The organism is Micromonospora deserti (assembly GCF_003236335.1).
GTDB classification, from domain to species: Bacteria; Actinomycetota; Actinomycetes; order Mycobacteriales; family Micromonosporaceae; genus Micromonospora; species Micromonospora deserti.
The window spans coordinates 24,716-40,954 of record NZ_POUB01000009.1 but is presented as its reverse complement, the minus strand read 5'-3'; the positions used below and the strand labels follow the sequence as shown (position 1 = coordinate 40,954).

General features: G+C 70.1%; 13 protein-coding genes, 2 tRNA genes and 1 pseudogene. 14 read left to right on the top strand and 2 right to left on the bottom strand.

Annotated features, from left to right (window positions below; translation table 11 throughout):
* Positions 1 to 41: 41 nt before the first annotated feature.
* Positions 42 to 431 carry a hypothetical protein gene (locus C1I99_RS02775; protein ID WP_111132578.1) on the bottom strand — a complete coding sequence of 130 codons (390 nt, stop codon included), beginning with the start codon at positions 429 to 431 and terminating at the stop codon, positions 42 to 44.
* A gap of 269 nt (positions 432 to 700) precedes the next feature.
* On the opposite strand from C1I99_RS02775, the gene C1I99_RS02770 reads away from it, so the two are divergent.
* The 7 genes from C1I99_RS02770 (at position 701) to C1I99_RS02740 (ending at position 8,399) form a co-directional block, all read left to right on the top strand.
* A tRNA-Asn gene (locus tag C1I99_RS02770) sits at positions 701 to 773 on the top strand.
* Positions 774 to 1,086: 313 nt separating this feature from the next.
* Positions 1,087 to 3,204: an MMPL family transporter gene (locus C1I99_RS02765; RefSeq protein WP_111132577.1), complete on the top strand. Its 2,118-nt coding sequence runs from the start codon at positions 1,087 to 1,089 to the stop codon at positions 3,202 to 3,204.
* Positions 3,194 to 4,432, top strand: coding sequence for an NAD(P)/FAD-dependent oxidoreductase (locus C1I99_RS02760; protein ID WP_111132576.1), 1,239 nt, complete (start codon positions 3,194 to 3,196; stop codon positions 4,430 to 4,432). The genes C1I99_RS02765 and C1I99_RS02760 overlap by 11 nt, the downstream gene beginning before the upstream one ends.
* A 45-nt stretch (positions 4,433 to 4,477) precedes the next feature.
* Positions 4,478 to 5,431, top strand: coding sequence for a hypothetical protein (locus C1I99_RS32555; protein WP_158553934.1), 954 nt, complete (start codon positions 4,478 to 4,480; stop codon positions 5,429 to 5,431).
* Positions 5,428 to 7,140, top strand: a complete 1,713-nt coding sequence (locus C1I99_RS02750; protein WP_111132575.1) for a peptidase M16 family protein — start codon at positions 5,428 to 5,430, stop codon at positions 7,138 to 7,140. Before C1I99_RS32555 ends, C1I99_RS02750 begins: the two co-directional genes overlap by 4 nt.
* A gap of 69 nt (positions 7,141 to 7,209) precedes the next feature.
* Positions 7,210 to 7,283, top strand: a tRNA-Ile gene (locus tag C1I99_RS02745).
* Between the two features lie 201 nt (positions 7,284 to 7,484).
* Positions 7,485 to 8,399 (top strand): aldo/keto reductase, encoded by a 915-nt coding sequence (locus C1I99_RS02740; protein WP_111132574.1) that lies wholly within the window; start codon positions 7,485 to 7,487, stop codon positions 8,397 to 8,399.
* Positions 8,400 to 8,404: 5 nt separating this feature from the next.
* Here C1I99_RS02740 and C1I99_RS02735 read toward each other — a convergent pair whose 3' ends face one another.
* The gene (locus C1I99_RS02735; protein ID WP_111132573.1) at positions 8,405 to 9,250 is read right to left on the bottom strand and encodes a DeoR/GlpR family DNA-binding transcription regulator; all 846 of its coding nucleotides are present in this window, start codon (positions 9,248 to 9,250) and stop codon (positions 8,405 to 8,407) included.
* A 295-nt stretch (positions 9,251 to 9,545) separates the two neighbouring features.
* On the opposite strand from C1I99_RS02735, the gene C1I99_RS02730 reads away from it, so the two are divergent.
* From C1I99_RS02730 to C1I99_RS34710, 7 genes and pseudogenes are all read left to right on the top strand, one after another.
* Positions 9,546 to 10,826 carry an ABC transporter substrate-binding protein gene (locus C1I99_RS02730; RefSeq protein ID WP_111132572.1) on the top strand — a complete coding sequence of 427 codons (1,281 nt, stop codon included), beginning with the start codon at positions 9,546 to 9,548 and terminating at the stop codon, positions 10,824 to 10,826.
* Between the two features lie 55 nt (positions 10,827 to 10,881).
* Positions 10,882 to 11,817, top strand: a complete 936-nt coding sequence (locus tag C1I99_RS02725) for a carbohydrate ABC transporter permease (RefSeq protein WP_111132571.1) — start codon at positions 10,882 to 10,884, stop codon at positions 11,815 to 11,817.
* A gap of 3 nt (positions 11,818 to 11,820) precedes the next feature.
* Positions 11,821 to 12,663: a carbohydrate ABC transporter permease gene (locus C1I99_RS02720; RefSeq protein ID WP_111132570.1), complete on the top strand. Its 843-nt coding sequence runs from the start codon at positions 11,821 to 11,823 to the stop codon at positions 12,661 to 12,663.
* A 43-nt stretch (positions 12,664 to 12,706) separates the two neighbouring features.
* Positions 12,707 to 13,570, top strand: coding sequence for a ketose-bisphosphate aldolase (locus tag C1I99_RS02715; RefSeq protein ID WP_111132569.1), 864 nt, complete (start codon positions 12,707 to 12,709; stop codon positions 13,568 to 13,570).
* Position 13,571: 1 nt separating this feature from the next.
* Complete coding sequence (locus C1I99_RS02710) at positions 13,572 to 14,825, top strand: ADP-dependent glucokinase/phosphofructokinase (RefSeq protein ID WP_111132568.1); 1,254 nt, start codon at positions 13,572 to 13,574, stop codon at positions 14,823 to 14,825.
* Positions 14,815 to 15,768, top strand: coding sequence for a class I mannose-6-phosphate isomerase (locus C1I99_RS02705; protein ID WP_111132567.1), 954 nt, complete (start codon positions 14,815 to 14,817; stop codon positions 15,766 to 15,768). The genes C1I99_RS02710 and C1I99_RS02705 overlap by 11 nt, the downstream gene beginning before the upstream one ends.
* Positions 15,768 to 15,857 (top strand): annotated as a pseudogene (locus tag C1I99_RS34710) (VapC toxin family PIN domain ribonuclease); the annotation flags it as partial. The gene C1I99_RS02705 and the pseudogene C1I99_RS34710, both read left to right, overlap by 1 nt.
* Between the last annotated feature and the right edge of the window lie 382 nt (positions 15,858 to 16,239).

Sequence of the window (16,239 nt, the reverse complement as noted above, 5' to 3'; positions counted from 1 at the left end):
CGGTCGCCGTGAGGCGACCGGCTCCCGCGGGACGGGTGAGCTCAGGGGGTGATGGTGCCCGAGCTGGACTGCTTGCTGCGGGGCGTGGTGGTGGTTGACCCGGTCGAACCCGTGCTCGACGAGCCGGAGCCCGACTTCGCGCCGGCCGTGGCCGGTGTGCCGGCGAACGCGTCGTCCGCCGCGGTCAGCCCCGGCCGGTTGCCGTTGCCGCTCAGCTTCTCGCCCAGCTTCGACTGGCCGAGCTTGTCCTTGCCCTCGCTGTAGAGCCGGGACGCCTGGGCCTGCGCGACGCCCGCCGCCTCCTGGACGGTCGGGTGGTCGAGCACCTTGCGGCCCCGGATCACCAGCTCCTCGTACTTCTCCCGGCCGGCACGGGCGCCCAGGACGAATCCCGCAGCCAGCCCGCCAAGAAACATGATCTTTCCGCGCATGGCGGCTCCTTCCGTACCTGACGCGCCGTCGCCCGGCGGCATACCCCGCCGGAGGTGACCAACTCGCGCCTGTGTCCTCTGTCCGCAGCTAACTACCCATCCTCCTCTCCGCACATGCCTCCTTGTACCCCGATGACGATTTGTCTGGTTTATTCGGCTGCCGGCGGGGTGCGACCGATGGGCCAACCCCCTGGACCACCACCCCCCGCAGTCCTGTACTCTTGTCCCCGTCGCACGGCGAGGAGTGATCCGCGTCGGCGCTACAGCGGTCCCCCGTAGCTCAATTGGCAGAGCAGCCGGCTGTTAACCGGCAGGTTTTTGGTTCGAGTCCAAACGGGGGAGCTTTACTCCTGACGCCCGTCGGCCCGCCGGCGGGCGTTCGCCGTCTCCCGACCGGTCCGCGCGTCGCCAACCCCCGACCGGTCCGCGCGACGAGGCCCGCCAACCCCCGACCGGTCCGCGCCGACCGGGTTCGCCGTCCCCGACCAGCCCTCCGGGCCGTGCCTGGTCCTACCGCCGCCCGAGGGGCCTGCCGGGGCGGCGCCGGTGTCGGGGCGGTTTCGGCTACCCGGGCGCTGCTCGCCCGGCAGGATGGGCGATGTCCACGTGAACTCCCGCTGCGTCGATTGGTGCGTTGATCCCTGGATGGGGGCGGATGTCCGGTAGAGATGGCCGCGGCCCGGCGCTGGCCGCTCTCGCGGTCGTACTCGGGTGGCTGGTCGTCGGCGCGCTGGCCGGGCCGTACGCGGGGCGGCTCGGCGAGGTCGCCACCAACGACAACGCCGCGTTCCTGCCCGCCGACGCCGAGGCGACCCGCGCCCGGGAGTTGGCCGGCGGGTTCGTCGACCGGCAGACCACCCCGGCCCTGGTGGTCTACGAGCGCACCTCGGGCATCACCGACGCGGACCGGCAGCGCGTCGCCACCGACGCCGCCCGGTTCGCCGAGGTCCCCGGGGTGGTCGGCCCGGTGCCGCCGCCGATCCCCAGCGAGGACGGGCAGGCACTACAGGTGGTGGTGCCCGTCGACGACGCCGAGGGGGAGCGGATCGGCACGGTCGTCGAGGAGTTGCGCGACATCACCAGCGGCGACCGGGACGGGCTGACCGTCAACGTGGCCGGGCCGGCCGGGCTGCTCGCCGACCTGATCGAGGTCTTCTCCGCCATCGACGGCACCCTGCTGATCGTCACCCTCTGCGTGGTGCTGGTCATCCTGCTGGTCGTCTACCGCAGCCCGATCCTCTGGACCTTCCCGCTGCTCTCCGCCGGGATGTCGTTCGCGCTCGCCGCGGTCCTCGTCCACCGGCTCGCCGACGCCGACGTGATCACGCTGAACGGCCAGGCGCAGGGCATCCTCACGGTGCTCGTCTTCGGCGCCGGCACCGACTACGCACTGCTGCTGGTGGCCCGTCACCGGGAGGAACTGCACCGGCACGAGCGGCCCTGGGACGCGATGCGCACCGCCTGGAAGGGCGCCGCCCCGGCGATCATCGCCTCCGGCGGGACGGTCATCCTGAGCCTGCTCTGCCTGCTGCTGTCGAACGTGAACTCGAACCGGGCGCTCGGCCCGGTCGGCGCTATCGGCATCGCCGCCACCCTGCTGGTGATGCTCACCTTCCTGCCCGCGCTGCTGGTGCTCGGCGGCCGGTGGGCGTTCTGGCCGCGCCGGCCCCGGCGGGACCAGGCCGACCCGCGAACCGAAAACGGCATCTGGCGTCGGGTGGCCGGCTTCGTCGCCCGGCGGGCCCGGCGGGTCTGGCTGGTCACCGCGCTCGTGCTGGCCGCGTTCGCGGTCGGCCTGACCCAGCTCGGCGCGACCACCCTCGGCCAGACCGACCTGTTCACGCAGCGGACCGATTCGGTCGCCGGCCAGCAGGCGATGGCCCGGCACTACCCGGCCGGCACCGGCAGCCCGGCCACCATCTTCACCAGCCGGCAGACCGCCGGGCAGGTCGCCGAAGTGGCCCGGGGTGTCCCCGGGGTCGCCGCGGTCCGCCCGGTCAACGGGAAGCGGACGGGCCCACCCGACCCCGACGCGCCGCCCAGGGTGGTCGACGGCAGGGTGCAGCTGGAGGCGACCCTCGCCGACCCGCCGGACTCCGACGGCGCCGAGCGGACCATCCGCGACCTGCGGGCGGCGGTGCACCAGGTGCCCGGCTCCGACTCGGTGGTGGGTGGCTTCACCGCGATCAACGTGGACACCGCGGACGCGTCCCGCCGGGACCAGAACGTGATCATCCCGGTGGTGCTGGTGGTCATCGCAATCATTCTGGCCCTGCTGCTGCGGGCGATCCTCACGCCGGTCCTGCTGATCGCGACCGTGCTGCTCAGCTTCGCCGCCACGCTCGGCCTCTGCGCGCTGCTCTTCAAGTACATCTTCGGCTTCCCCGGGGTGGATGCCTCGTTCCCACTGTTCGCCTTCGTCTTCCTGGTCGCCCTCGGCATCGACTACAACATCTTCCTGATGAGCCGGGTGCGCGAGGAGTCCGTCCGACGCGGCAGCCGGGCCGGCGTGCTGGCCGGCCTCGCGGTCACCGGCGGCGTCATCACCTCCGCCGGCATCGTGCTCGCCGCGACTTTCAGCGCGCTGGCCGTACTCCCGCTGGTGGTGCTGGTCGAGCTGGGTGTCGCCGTCGCGCTCGGGGTGCTGATCGACACCGTCGTGGTCCGGTCGCTGCTGGTGCCCGCGCTCGCGTACGACATCGGGCCGACCATCTGGTGGCCGGGCCGGCTGTCCCGGATCAACGGCGAGCGGGAGGCGCGCGATGCTCGCTGAGACCGACGTGGTGATCGTCGGTGGGGGCCTGGCCGGCCTGGCCGCGGCCCGACGGCTGCACCGAGCCGGGGTGCCGTGGCGGCTGCTGGAGGCCACCGGCCGGCTCGGCGGCCGGGTCGCCACCGACGCGGTCGACGGCTTCCTGCTGGACCGGGGCTTCCAGGTGCTCAACACCGCCTACCCCCGGCTCGGAACGCTGCTCGACGTCGACCGGCTCCGGCTCGGCTGGTTCACCTCCGGCGTTCTGGTACGCAAGGGCGACCGGCTGGCCCGCCTGGTCAACCCGGTGCGCGAGCCGGCCGGCGCGCCCGGTGCCGCGCTGGCCGGCGTCGGCTCGCTGGTCGACCGGCTCCGGCTCGCGACGCTCGCCGCCGGCTGCGCCACCCTGCCGGTGGGGCGGCTGCTCGCCGCGCCGGAGACCACCACCGAGGCGGCGCTGCGCCGGGCCGGCCTCTCCGCCGCGATCATCGAGGAGCTGATCCGGCCGTTCCTCTCCGGCGTCCTCGCGGACCGGGAGCTGGAGACCTCCAGCCACGTGCTGGCGATGGTGCTGCGGTCCTTCGCCCGCGGCCGGATCGGGCTGCCCACCGAGGGGATGGCGGCGCTGCCCCGCGCGATCGCCGACCCGCTGCCGGCCGACCTGATCGACCTGGACACCCCCGTCGCCGAGGTGGCGCCCGGCCGGGTCCGCACCCAGGCCGGCGACATCCGCTGCCGCGCCGTCGTGGTCGCCGTCGACCCGCCGGCGGCAGCCACCCTGCTGCCGACCCTGCCGGCCGTACGCAGCCACGCCTACACGACCTACTATCACAGCGCCGAGGAGGCGCCGCTGGACGAGCCGATCCTGCTGGTCGACGGTGACCGGCGGGAGATCGTGGCCAACACGGTGGTGGTCAGCCGGGCGGCGCCGACGTACGCACCCGCCGGGTGGCATCTGGTGGCCACCTCGGTGGTCGGCCCGGCGGCCCCACCCGAGCCGACCATCCGGCGGGAACTGGCCCGGCTCTACGGCCGGTCCACCGCCGACTGGACCCACCTGACCACCGTGTCGATCCCCGACGCGCTGCCCGCCGCACCACCGCCGCAGGGGCGGCTGCGCAAGCCGGTCGCGGTCGGCGACGGCCTCTTCGTGGCCGGCGACCACCGGGACAGCCCCTCCATCCAGGGCGCGCTCGCCAGCGGCTGGCGCGCCGCCGGAGCGGTCCTCGCGGAGCTACGTGCCGGCTGAACGGGGGGCACGGGCACGGTAGTTGATCACTTATGATCCTGTGCCATGCCCGCACCCCTCCCGGCACCCACCTTCGACCCCGCGGCGGCGTACCCCCAGGTCGGTCAGGTGCGCGCGGCCCTCGCGGCGCGGGACTGGCCGGCCCTGCACGCGGTCGTCGACGGCCAGGACCCGCACGGGCGCACGTTCCTGGTCGGCCAGGTCGGTGAGACCGAGGGCATCGAGGAGTTTCTCCACGGGGTGCTGGCGCAGCGGCCGCACGACCGGCTCGCCGGCAGTCTGCTCGGGGCGTACCTGATCCGCGCCGGCTGGCGGATCCGCTCGGCGAAGCGGGCGCAGCACGTGAGCCGGGAACAGTTCGCCCAGTTCCATGCCCACCTGCGCCGCGCCGAACAGGTGCTCATCGACGTTACCGCCCGCCACCCGGGCGACGCCGCCGCGTGGACGCAGCGGATCACCAACGCCCGGGGGCTGCAACTCGGCCAGGCCGAGGCGCGCCGCCGCTACGATCAGCTCGCCCGGCACCATCCGCACCACCTGCCCGCGCAGGCGTCGCTGCTGCAGCAGTTCTGCCCGAAGTGGAGCGGCACCTGGGAGCGGGCGCACGGCTTCGCCCGGGAGTGCGCCGACGCCGCGCCGCCCGGCGCACCCAACGCGGTGCTGGTGGTGGAGGCGCACCTGGAGCAGGCGCTCGACCACGACGACCTCGAGCAGGGCCGGGCGTACCTGCGTGACCCCCGGGTGCGCCAGGAGATCCACGGCGCGGCGCACCGGTCGGTCTGGCACCCGCACTTCCGGCACGGCTGGGGCTGGCTCTGGGTACGTAGCACCTTCGCCATGGCGTTCTGCCTGATGGACGACTACGGGCCGGCGGCGCAGCAGTTCGCGGCGATGGGCCCACTGGGTGACGAGGCGATGTTCGGCTACCTCGACGGCGACGCGGTGGGCCAGTTCCAGCGGTTCCGCGACCAGGCGTACGCGAAGGGCGGGCGCGCGTGATCCAGCACCTCGACGTGGACGGCGTGCCCACCCTGCTCGCCCGCACCGGCGGGCCGATGCGCGCCGGGCTGACCTTCCGGGTCGGCACCGCCGACGAGCCGCTCGCCCGCAGCGGTATCACCCACCTGCTGGAACACCTCGCGCTCGCGCCGATCGGCCTGTCCGACTACCACTTCAACGGCGCCACCGCGCCGGTCTTCACCACCTTCCACACGCAGGGCCCCGAGCAGGACATCGCGCGGTTCCTCACCGCCGTCTGCGGCAACCTGCACCGGCTGCCGATGGACCGGCTGGAGGTGGAGAAGGGCATCCTGCGCACCGAGTGGAGCAGCCGGGGCGGCTCGGCGGGCGACGCGATCGCGCTGTGGCGCTACGGCGCCCGCGACCACGGGCTGAGCAGCTACCCCGAGTTCGGCCTATCCATGATCACCCCGGATGATCTGCGGTACTGGGCCGGCCGCTTCTTCACCCGGGAGAACGCGGTGCTCTGGATCGCCGGTGACCGGGTGCCGGCGGGCCTGCGGCTGCCGCTGCCCACCGGCGTCCGGCAGCCCGTCCCGGCCGCCTCGTCGGCGCTGCCGCAGACCCCGGCGTACTTCCTCAACGGCTCGCGGGCCGTGGTGCTGGACGCCGTGGTGCGGCGGCGTACCGCGGCGAGCGTCTTCGCGGACGTGCTGGAGCGCGAGTTGTTCCGGTCGCTGCGCCAGGAGGCCGGGCTCTCCTACACCACCACCGCCGGCTACGACCCGCGTGGCGACGGGTACGCCACGCTGCGCGCCCTCGCCGACGCGCCGGCCGAGAAGCAGGACGCGGTGCTCGGCGGCTTCGTCGACGTGCTGGCCAAACTGCGGGTGGGGCGCATCGAGCAGGGCGACCTGGACGCGTGCGTCGCCAAGCGGGAGGACTTCCTGGGCACCGCCGAGGTGGACGCCGCGCGGCTTCCGTCGTACGCCTGCAACGTGCTCACCGGGGAGCGCAACCTCACCGTCGACGAGCACCGGGCCGAGCTGAAGGCTGTCACCGTCGCCGACCTGCACCAGGTGGCGCAGGAGGCGATGTCCACCGCGCTGCTGATGGCGCCGGAGGGCCACCCGGCCGACTGGGCCGGTTTCGTCGAGGCGCCGACCCGCTCCGCCGGCACGGTGACCGGCACCGCGTACCGGGAGAGGGACGGCGACGGCGAGCTGCGGATCGGCGCGGACGGGGTGAGCTACGTCGGCCCCGGCGGCCCGCTCACCGTCCGGTACGCCGAGTGCGCCGTGCTGCTCGCCTGGCCCGACGGCGCCCGGCAGCTGATCGGGCACGACGCCATCTCGATGCGCGTCGAACCGACCCTGTTCGACCTGCACCCGGAGGCGCTGCGGTTCGTTGACGACCGCGTCGGCGCGGGACGGCGGGTGGACCTGCCGGCGCGGTCCCCGGAGCAGATCCCGCAGCCGCAACCGGCCGCCGCGCCGGGGGCCGCCGCCGGTTCGGCTCCGGCCGGCCCGGCTTCCGCGCCCGCGGTCAACTGGTCCGCCAAGGGCACGGTGATCACCACCGCCGTGCTGGCCCTGCTGGTCGCGGGCCTGTCCTGCCTGTGCACCCTCGGCGCGGCCCTGGACGACGTGGACGACCCGGCCGGGTTGTCGATCCTGATCGGGGTTGGTTGGGTGCTCGCTGTTATTCTCTCGGTGCCCTTCGTCAACTTCCTGCGCCGGAAGTCCTGACGGAGCGGGTTGGCGGGGCTCGCGGGCCTGGCCGGCCCAGACTGCGAGGGTTAAGATCCGCGCGGTGCCGGGGCGGTAGCTCAGCCGGTTAGAGCAGGGGACTCATAATCCCTCGGTCGCGGGTTCGAGTCCCGCCCGCCCCACCTCTTGATCTTTCGTGCGAACCAGTTCGCCATGATGCGCCGTGACAGCAGGGCCGGTTATCGTCGCGGTGAGTTCGTCCGCCGGCGGGCGGTGTGCGCTCCGCCCGTCTGGTTGGCAGCAGCTTCGGGTAGAGCTCGTGGCCGGCAAGGCTGCGCGGGGGTGGCGACGGCAGCGCGCGACGCGCGGTGTTGGATGGGATCATGGCAATCATCGACCGCCTGGCCGGCGCCTCCCGGATCGGGTTGGGACTGGCGGCCGTCGGTCGCCCGGGCTACATCAATCTCGGGCGAGCCGCAGACCTGCCGGTCGAACGGACGGTCGAGGCGCTGCGCGCCCGCGCTTGCGAACTTCTCGACCAGGCGTACGCGGCGGGTGTTAGGTATTTCGACGTCGCTCGCTCGTACGGCCGGGCCGAGGAGTTCCTGGCGCAGTGGTTGCAGGCCCGGCCGGACATCGACGACGTCGTTGTAGGGAGCAAGTGGGGCTACACCTACACGGCCGGCTGGCGGGTCGAGGCCGAGACGCACGAGGTCAAGGATCACCGCGTCGCCACCTTCGATCGGCAGTACGGCGAGACCCGTGCGCTGCTCGGCGACCGCCTCGACCTCTACCAGATCCACTCGGTCACCCCGGACAGCCCGGCTCTGCGCGACGCGACCCTGCACCGCCGGCTCGCCGATCTCGCCGAGCAGGGTGTCGTGGTCGGACTGTCCACCAGTGGACCCGCGCAGGCCGAGGTGATCCGCAGCGCGCTCGGCGTACGGGTCGACGGTCAGCCGTTGTTCCGCAGCGTGCAGGCCACCTGGAATCTCCTGGAGCCCAGCGCCGGTCCGGCGCTCGCCGAGGCGCACGACGTGGGGTGCCTGGTCTTCGTGAAGGAGGCGCTCGCCAACGGCCGTCTCGCCGTACGCGGGGGCGTGGGCGACGGGGTCGCGCTCGCGGCGGCGCTCCGTCAGCCCTGGGCGGCCATTGTGCTGTCCGGAGCCGCGACCGGCGACCAACTGGCCTCGAACCTGCGGGCGGAGACGCTCACCGTCGACCCTGCTCGATGGGCGGACCTGGCCGTGCCGGGCACCCGGTATTGGCAGGAGCGATCACAACTGCCCTGGACGTGAGGGGACTACCCGGCGTTTCGTGCTCCCCGCTGCCGCGGTGAGGCCGCCGGGGTGATGACCTTCACGTCGTTCGCGGCGAGGGCCTCCCGCAGGTCGGCAGGCGGCGCGGTGTCGGTGATCAGGTAGTCTGCGCTGCTCAGCTCGGAGACCTGGGCGAACAGCCGGCGGCCGAACTTGGAGGAGTCGGCGAGGATCGCCACACGAGCCGCGCGCGAGATCATCTCCTGCATCATCGCGGCTTCGGCGAGGTTGCTCGTCGTGTAACCGGCGTCCGCGGCGACCGCGCCGACGCCGATCAGCGCTAGGTCGCAGCTGATGTCGAGTTCGGCGCCGCCGTTGGCCCGGAAGCTCACCGGCCCGATCGTGGCGAGCGTGAGGGTGCGCACCGCACCGCCGAAGACGTAGATGTCGCGGATCGCCGTGGGCGGCAGCGCGCCGGGCACCAGCAGGTTGTTCGTGGCCACCGTGAGGTCCCGGTGCTGGCCGAGGTTGCGGGCGACCGCCAGGGTGGTGGTCCCACCGTTGATCATGATTGTCGAGCTGTCCTGGACCAGTGACGCGGCCAGTGCCGCGATCTTTTCCTTCTCCTGCTCCTGCAGGGTGAGTCGCTGGTCGACGGCGCGATCGGTGCGGAAGACGGTGGAGAGGCTGACGGCACCGCCGTACGTGCGGACGAGAACGCCGTCGGCACTGAGCTGATCGAGGTCGCGCCGGACGGTGTCGATCGAGACGCCGAAGCGTTCGGCCAGCTCACTCACCGTGACCTGGCCGGTGTCGGCAACGTGCGCGGCCAGCTGAGCCTTGCGTCCGGCAGGCAGGTGGCGCTGCCGCTCGTCCTTGTCGACGCTCATGCTCCCTCCCTTGTCAATGCGGCAGTATGCCATAACCCCGCGCCGGTCGCTTGTGTAGACCGCATGGAACAGCACAGAGTAGCGTCGGCGAGCAGCGTGCCACGAAGCCCGCCTTCTGCTCCCCATGCCAGTGACAAGGCGCGCGAGGAGCACGTTCGGCTCACTGCCTGACGCGGCACCCTGCTGCTCTCCGCGTTTTTCTGCTGTTCTCCTCTTGTCCTTGCCTGTAACACGTTGCTAACGTGACGCCAACCTCGCAGAGAATAGAAAGATCTGTATGTAGAAGGAGTTCCCCATGATGTTTCGTGCTACCCGGCTGAGGCGACTGGCGGGGACGGTGACAGTGGCGGCGATGGCCGTGTCCCTGGTGGCGTGCGGCTCGGACGACGCCACCTCGGACGGCACCGTGACGCTGGAGTTTGCCCAGTGGTGGGGGGCCGAGTTGCCGGCCGGGGAGTTCGACAAAATCATCAATGACTTTACGGCGCAGAACCCGGGCATCAAGGTCAAGTTGCTGAGCGCGCCGTACGCCTCGACCAAGCAGCAACTGCTCACTGGCGCGGCCTCGAAGACCCTGCCCGACGTGGTGGGCCTCGACGGCGCCTGGGTCAACGACTTCGCCGAGCAGGGCGCGATCACCGACCTGTCCAAGCTGATGACCGATGCGAACTACGACGCGAGTCAGCTCGCCAGCCAGGTGCAGGTCGAGGGTAAGACGTACATGATCCCGGTGGTCAACTTCGTGTACCCGCTGTTCGTCAACAAGGACCTGCTCACCAAGGCCGGTGTCCAGAACGTGCCCACGACGCGCACGGAGTTCCTCGACGCGGCCAAGAAGATCAGCGCGAGCGGCGGCGACGTCAAGGGCTGGGTGCTCCCGCTCGACACCGCCGTGCCCAACGGCGTCCAGAACGACGTCATGTCCTGGCTCTGGGCCTCCGGCGGCAGCATGGTGGCCGCCGGCAAGCCGAACCTGACCAGCGCGCCGGTCAAGAGCACGGTCGAGTACGTGAAGAGCCTGAACGACGCCGGCGTCATCGCGCCCGGCTCGCTCACCATGAAAGAGCAGGACAAGGTCGAGAAGTTCACCAACGGCCAGGTCGGAATGATGATCGACTCGCTCGCGCACATCAACCTGATCAAGAAGAACAAGCCGGACCTGAACTTCGAGGTGGCGGCCCTGCCGGCCGAGGACGGCTACACCGGCGAGCGCGGCATCCCCTACGCGTCGTGGGGCATCGGCATCTCCGACTCCACCAAGCACAAGGCCGAGGCGTTCAAGTTCGTGTCGTACCTGATGAGCCAGGAGACGAACGCGAAGTTGAGCACGATCGCGAACGGCTTCCCTGGCAACAAGAACGCCGAGCCCGACTTCGACAACAGCGACCCGCTGTTCAAGACCGCCTTCGACATCTACCAGCAGGGCTACCCGGCCAACGAGTTCGTCGGCCTGCCCAAGTCGGAGGACCTGATGCGCAGCTTCGCCGAGCAGTTGCAGCTCGTGCTGACCGGCAAGTCGAGCGTCGACGACGCCCTCGCCAAGTCGCAGGAGAACTGGTCCTCGGTAATCGGTTAGCCCGCCCGGGCGCCGCGCCGCTGGGCCGGCGCGGCGCCCGACCAAGGAGACAGCCATGACTTTGACGGCACCGGAGACCTCGACGCGGTCCGCACCGGCCGCCCCCGGGCGGTCCCGCTCCACCCTGGCCCGGCGCTTGGTCGCGTACGGCTATCTGTCCCCCACGGTGCTGCTGATCGTGGTCCTGATGGTGGTCCCCATCGTCATGGTGATCGGCTACTCGTTCCGAGACAACGTCATCGTCCAGGAGAACTCGGTGTTCGCCGGGTTCGCCAACTACACCAAGGTGCTCACCGACGCGAACTTCCTGGCCGCGCTGAAGAACACCGCTGTCTTCATCTCGGTCAGCACCATGGCCCACCTGGTCCTTGGCCTCGCCTTCGCGATGATGCTCAACACCCCACTGCTGGGCGGCGTCACGAAGGCCATCTTCCGGATCGTCTACATCCTGCCCTGGCTGTTCACGATCGCGGTGATCGCCGTCATCTGGCGGCTGCTGCTCGACCCGGCCGGCGTGGTCAACCACGTGCTACAGACCCTGGGCCTCATCCAGGAGGGCGTGAACTGGTTCAGTGACCCGGGTATGGCGCTCTGGGCGGTGACGTTCGTCAACATCTGGGCCGGCTATCCGTTCTTCATGATCAGCCTGCTCGCCGCGTTGCAGGGCATCCCCACCGACCTGTACGAGGCCGCCGCGGTCGACGGCACGAACTGGTTCCAGCGGTTCCTCCACGTGACGCTGCCCCAGCTCCGGCCGGTGATCATCAGTATGGCGGTACTCGACCTGATCTGGACCTCGCACCAGTTCGCGCTGATCTGGATGACGACCGGCGGCGGGCCGCTGAACTCCACCGAGATGCTCAGCACCTTCACCTACAAGCAGGCCTTCAGCGAGTACGAGTTCGCTACCGCGTCCGCCGCCGCCGTGATCGTCCTGCTGCTCACGATGGTGCTGGCCTTCTTCTACGTACGCTCACAAAGGGAGCAGTAGATCATGGCCACCGTCAAGACTCGGCGTACCCTCGCGAAAGCCGGCGTCGTCACCGGGCTGGTCATCGGCGGACTGTTCGCCGGCCTGCCGATCCTGTGGCTGCTCTCCACCTCGGTCAAGAGCAACGGTGAGGTCTTCCAAAACCCACCGCAGCTCATCACCGAGGGCTTCTCGCTCGACGCCTACCGCGCGATCCTGGGCAACGGTGCCCAGCTGCGGTTCTTCCTCAACAGCTACATCGTCGCCTTCGCGGTGACCATTCTGACGCTGCTGGTGGCCATCCTGGCCGGGTACGCCTTCAGCCGCTTCACCTTCCCCTTCCAGAAGACCATCAACGCCGTGATCGTCAGCGTCCAGGCGGTGCCGCCGATCACGCTCGTCATTCCGTACTTCGGGCTCATCGTCGCGCTCGGGCTGTACGACACCTATCTCGGCCTGATCCTCACCCACATGGTGTTCACCCTCCCGTACGCGATCATCATGATCACCGCGTACCTGAACACGCTGCCCCGAGAGCTGGACGAGTCTGTCAAGGTCGATGGCGGCAGCGGCTGGACCGCGCTGTGGCGGATCCTCGTGCCGACCGCGGTGCCCGGCCTGATCGCGGTCGGTGTCTACACGTTCATGATCTCGTGGAACGAGTACCTGTTCGCGCTCACGCTGACCCGCACCGACGACATGCGCACGGTGCCCATCGGCATCCAGCTGCTCATGGGCCAGCACTCGTACGAGTGGAACCAGATGATGGCGATGAGCATCCTCGGTTCCATTCCCGTCCTCGCTCTCTTCCTTTTCTTCCAGCGGCGGTTCATCGGCGGGCTCACCGCTGGCGCTGTGAAGGCCTGACCGGCAACACCTGACACACCCAGTAATAAGGAGAAACTCGGAAATGTTGACGACCGGTAAGGCGATTCTCGACGTCGCCAACGCGCACAGCTTCGCCGTGCCCGCCTTCAACATCAGCGACTGGGCGATGTTCAAGGGCATCGTGGAGATCAGCGAGGAGACGAACGCCCCCCTGATCGTCGCGATTCACCCGGACGAGGTTCGGCACGTCGGGCGCGAGATGATCACTGGCATCATCGAGCGGTCGCACAACGCGAGCGTCCCGATCGCGATCCACTGGGATCACGGCGCCACCTACGAGCAAATCTTGCAGGCGGTCCAGTTCGGCTTCACCTCGGTGATGATCGACGGCTCACTGAAGCCGTTCGAGGAGAACATCGCGATCACCAAGAAGGTCACCGACTCCGCGCACGTTCTCGGTGTGTCGGTGGAGGGCGAGCTTGGCACGATCGGTGGGAACGACAGCTACGCCGAGGCGGGTGCCGCTGAGATCATCTACACCGACCCCGACGACGCGGTCACGTTCGTTGAGCGGACCGGCGTGGACAGCCTAGCCGTGGCGATCGGCACGTTCCACGGCATGTACCCGGCTCACCTCAAGCCGGAGCTGAAGCTCGACCTGCTCAAGGAGATCAAGAGCCGGGTGGAGATCCCGCTGGTGCTGCATGGCGGCTCCGGCAACCCGGACGACGAGATCCGCGAGGCCGCGCGGATCGGCATCAACAAGATCAATATCTCCACCGACATCAAGCTCGCCTACCACGCCAAGATGCGCGAGGTGCTGGGCAACGACCCGAAGACGCGCGAGCCCAACGCCATCCAGCCCGCGTGCATCGAGGCCATGAAGGTGGTCGCCGCCCAGAAGATCGAGCTGTTCGGCGCCACCGGCAAGGGCTCGCTCTACTGACATGGCGAATGCGTCCCGTGTCGTCCTCGGCCTCGGCGGTTGCGTCGACTACGAGGTGAAGCTGACCGCCGACGTCCTGGAACAGTTGGTCGTCAACTACGGCATCGCCGCCGCGGAACTGACGTCGCCAGCGACGGTGACCAGCGAGCGGGACCTCGTGGTGTCGATCCTCGGGTACGTCGCCCGGGGCAGGGGTGGCGAGCACTTCGTCGCCTCGGCCCCGGCGCTGGAGACCTTCGCCGGCCGGTTCCCGCACCGGGTGGCACTGGGTGGCACTTCGGTACGGGCCGGGATCCTGATGAGCCGGCTGGACGTGCCATCGACATTGCACCTGGTCAGCGTCAACGACACCGTGCGCCGGCTGTTGCCGCCGGACGGCGACTACTTCTCCAGCGGTGTCGAGGACACCTTTTATCCGCACCTGATCGTCCAGTACGACCAGGGCCTGCGGATCCGCACCGGCGAACTCGACATCACCGCGCCGTTCCCGAACCGGCTGATCTACGTCAACGACCCGGCCAACGGTGCCATGCTGCTCAGCGGCGACCTCGGCAACCGGCTCAGCAAGGCGGGCGTGTTCCTGATCTCCGGGTTCAACGCCATGCGCTCCGCGGAGCAGCTCGACTACCGGCTCGCCGAACTGCGCGCACACATGCGGCAGCTGCCGCCCGGGGCGGTGACCTACTTCGAGGACGCGGCATACCACGAGCCCGCATTCAGCCGCCGCGTCCGGGACGCGCTGCTCGACGCGATCGACGTGTACGGGCTCAACGAGGACGAGCTGCAGTCGTACCTCGGGCACCCGGTCGACCTGCTCTCGGCGGGGGAGGTCGCGGCCGCGCTCACGGCGTTGCACGCGCTCATCCCCGTACCGACGCTGGTCCTGCACACGAAGTATTGGGCCATCGCGCTCGGCTCACGGGCGTCCGACTACGCCGACGCCCTCGACACCGGCACCGTCATGGCCGCCACCCGCTACTGCCACGGCGACGACTTCACTGACGAGGACGTCGCCCGTCTGCGTCGGCAACCGCGACGGCCCGAGTCTGTGGCCTTCGCCGCGGCGCTGGGTTCGCGGATGGGCGACACGGTCCACTGCGTCCCCGGGTTCGCGCTCGACGTCAGGAACCCCACCACGGTCGGGCTGGGCGACACGTTCGTCGGCGGTTTTCTCGCCGCGCTCGCTCGGAACGGGACCCCCCGTCCAGCCACGCCACGCACCCCCTCGATCGGACGGAAGGCTGATGACCGTTGACATGCTGCCCGCGAACCAGCCGGAGACGTTCTACCAGGGCGCCGGCCGGATAGCCGGATTCCGCAACGTTCCCGCGCTGCCCGATCGCCCCGAGGACTGGGTGGGCTCGGTGACCACCCGGTTCGGGCTGGGCCCGTCCGGGCTGTCCACGCTCTCCGACGGACGCGTGCTCGCGGAGGCGATCGCCGCCGACCCGCGCTGGTGGCTCGGTCCGGGGCGCACCGACACCGGCGTGCTCGTGAAGCTGCTCGACGCCGGCCAGCGACTGCCGCTGCACGTACACCCGGACCGCCGGTTCGCGAACGTCCACCTGGCGGCGCCGTACGGAAAGACCGAAGCCTGGGTGATCGTCTCGGCACGCCCCGATGCGTACGTCCACCTCGGCTTCGCTCGAGACGTGGCCGCCGACGAACTGGCCGGCTGGGTGACCGGGCAGAGAACCGAGCAGATGCTCGACGCCACCAACAAGATCCCGGTGTCGGCCGGCGACGCGATCCTCTGCCCCGCCGGCCTGCCACACGCGATCGGCGATGGCATCCTGCTGGTCGAGGTCCAGGAGCCGACCGACTTCTCCGTGCTGCTCGAGTACGAGAGCTTCGGGCTCGCCGACGGCCATCTGGGCCTCGGCTACGACCTGGCCCTGCAGTGTGTTGACCGCAGCCGGTGGACACCGGAGCGTCTCGACCACCTGCGGGGCGCGGAACGGCTGTTGCCCGAGGCCGCAGACGAGTTCTTCGCCGCCCGCCGACTTCACGGCGGCGACCGTCTGGAGCAGGGGTTCAGCGTCTTGGTCGTGGTAGGAGGCGAGGGCAGACTGACCGGCGAGAAGGACGACCTGTCGCTGCGGCGGGGGGACACGCTGCTGGTTCCGTACGCCGCCGGTCCGCTCCGCCTGGACGGTCAGATCGAGGTGATCCGCCTGGCGGCGCCAGGACTCCGGTGATCATGGCCGCTCCGGTGGTGACCGGTGATGGTCGGCTCGCCAAGGCCGGCGGCGTCTGCTGCGAGATCCGACTGCTCGCTGCCCCCTGACGACGGCTTTCCGAGGATCATCGACCTCGGGCCCTTGAACTGGTCGATCTCAGTGGTAGCGCCTCACCGACGATGATCGCAGCCTGGTTTGCATGGTGGTACCTCCGGCCCACCAGCACCTCGTCAGTGCCCGACCCGGCACGCCCCCTTGGCCACAGCGAAGATCAAAAACCGATCTTCCTGATGGACCTGCCAACCGGCCCCCGTCAGACGACCCGCCTGGCTACCGGCGAAACCGTCACGACTGGCCCCTGAGCTGCGGAAATGCGGTTCGGATTCCGCCACATTGAGTCCACCTGTAGCGCGTGAGCTGGGAAAACGTGGAACCGGATGTGGCGGTGCCCGAACCGCCTCGGCTAGATACGTCGTGACCTGGGAAAAA

Excerpts from the sequence above, each read along its gene's own strand:
- C1I99_RS02735 (WP_111132573.1), bottom strand. The coding sequence starts at position 9,250 with ATGAGCGTCGACAAGGACGAGCGGCAGCGCCACCTGCCTGCCGGACGC.
- C1I99_RS02730 (WP_111132572.1), top strand. The coding sequence starts at position 9,546 with ATGATGTTTCGTGCTACCCGGCTGAGGCGACTGGCGGGGACGGTGACA.
- C1I99_RS02710 (WP_111132568.1), top strand. The coding sequence starts at position 13,572 with ATGGCGAATGCGTCCCGTGTCGTCCTCGGCCTCGGCGGTTGCGTCGAC.
- C1I99_RS02740 (WP_111132574.1), top strand. The coding sequence starts at position 7,485 with ATGGCAATCATCGACCGCCTGGCCGGCGCCTCCCGGATCGGGTTGGGA.
- C1I99_RS02765 (WP_111132577.1), top strand. The coding sequence starts at position 1,087 with ATGTCCGGTAGAGATGGCCGCGGCCCGGCGCTGGCCGCTCTCGCGGTC.
- C1I99_RS02720 (WP_111132570.1), top strand. The coding sequence starts at position 11,821 with ATGGCCACCGTCAAGACTCGGCGTACCCTCGCGAAAGCCGGCGTCGTC.
- C1I99_RS02725 (WP_111132571.1), top strand. The coding sequence starts at position 10,882 with ATGACTTTGACGGCACCGGAGACCTCGACGCGGTCCGCACCGGCCGCC.
- C1I99_RS02705 (WP_111132567.1), top strand. The coding sequence starts at position 14,815 with ATGACCGTTGACATGCTGCCCGCGAACCAGCCGGAGACGTTCTACCAG.
- C1I99_RS02760 (WP_111132576.1), top strand. The coding sequence starts at position 3,194 with ATGCTCGCTGAGACCGACGTGGTGATCGTCGGTGGGGGCCTGGCCGGC.
- C1I99_RS32555 (WP_158553934.1), top strand. The coding sequence starts at position 4,478 with ATGCCCGCACCCCTCCCGGCACCCACCTTCGACCCCGCGGCGGCGTAC.
- C1I99_RS02775 (WP_111132578.1), bottom strand. The coding sequence starts at position 431 with ATGCGCGGAAAGATCATGTTTCTTGGCGGGCTGGCTGCGGGATTCGTC.
- C1I99_RS02715 (WP_111132569.1), top strand. The coding sequence starts at position 12,707 with ATGTTGACGACCGGTAAGGCGATTCTCGACGTCGCCAACGCGCACAGC.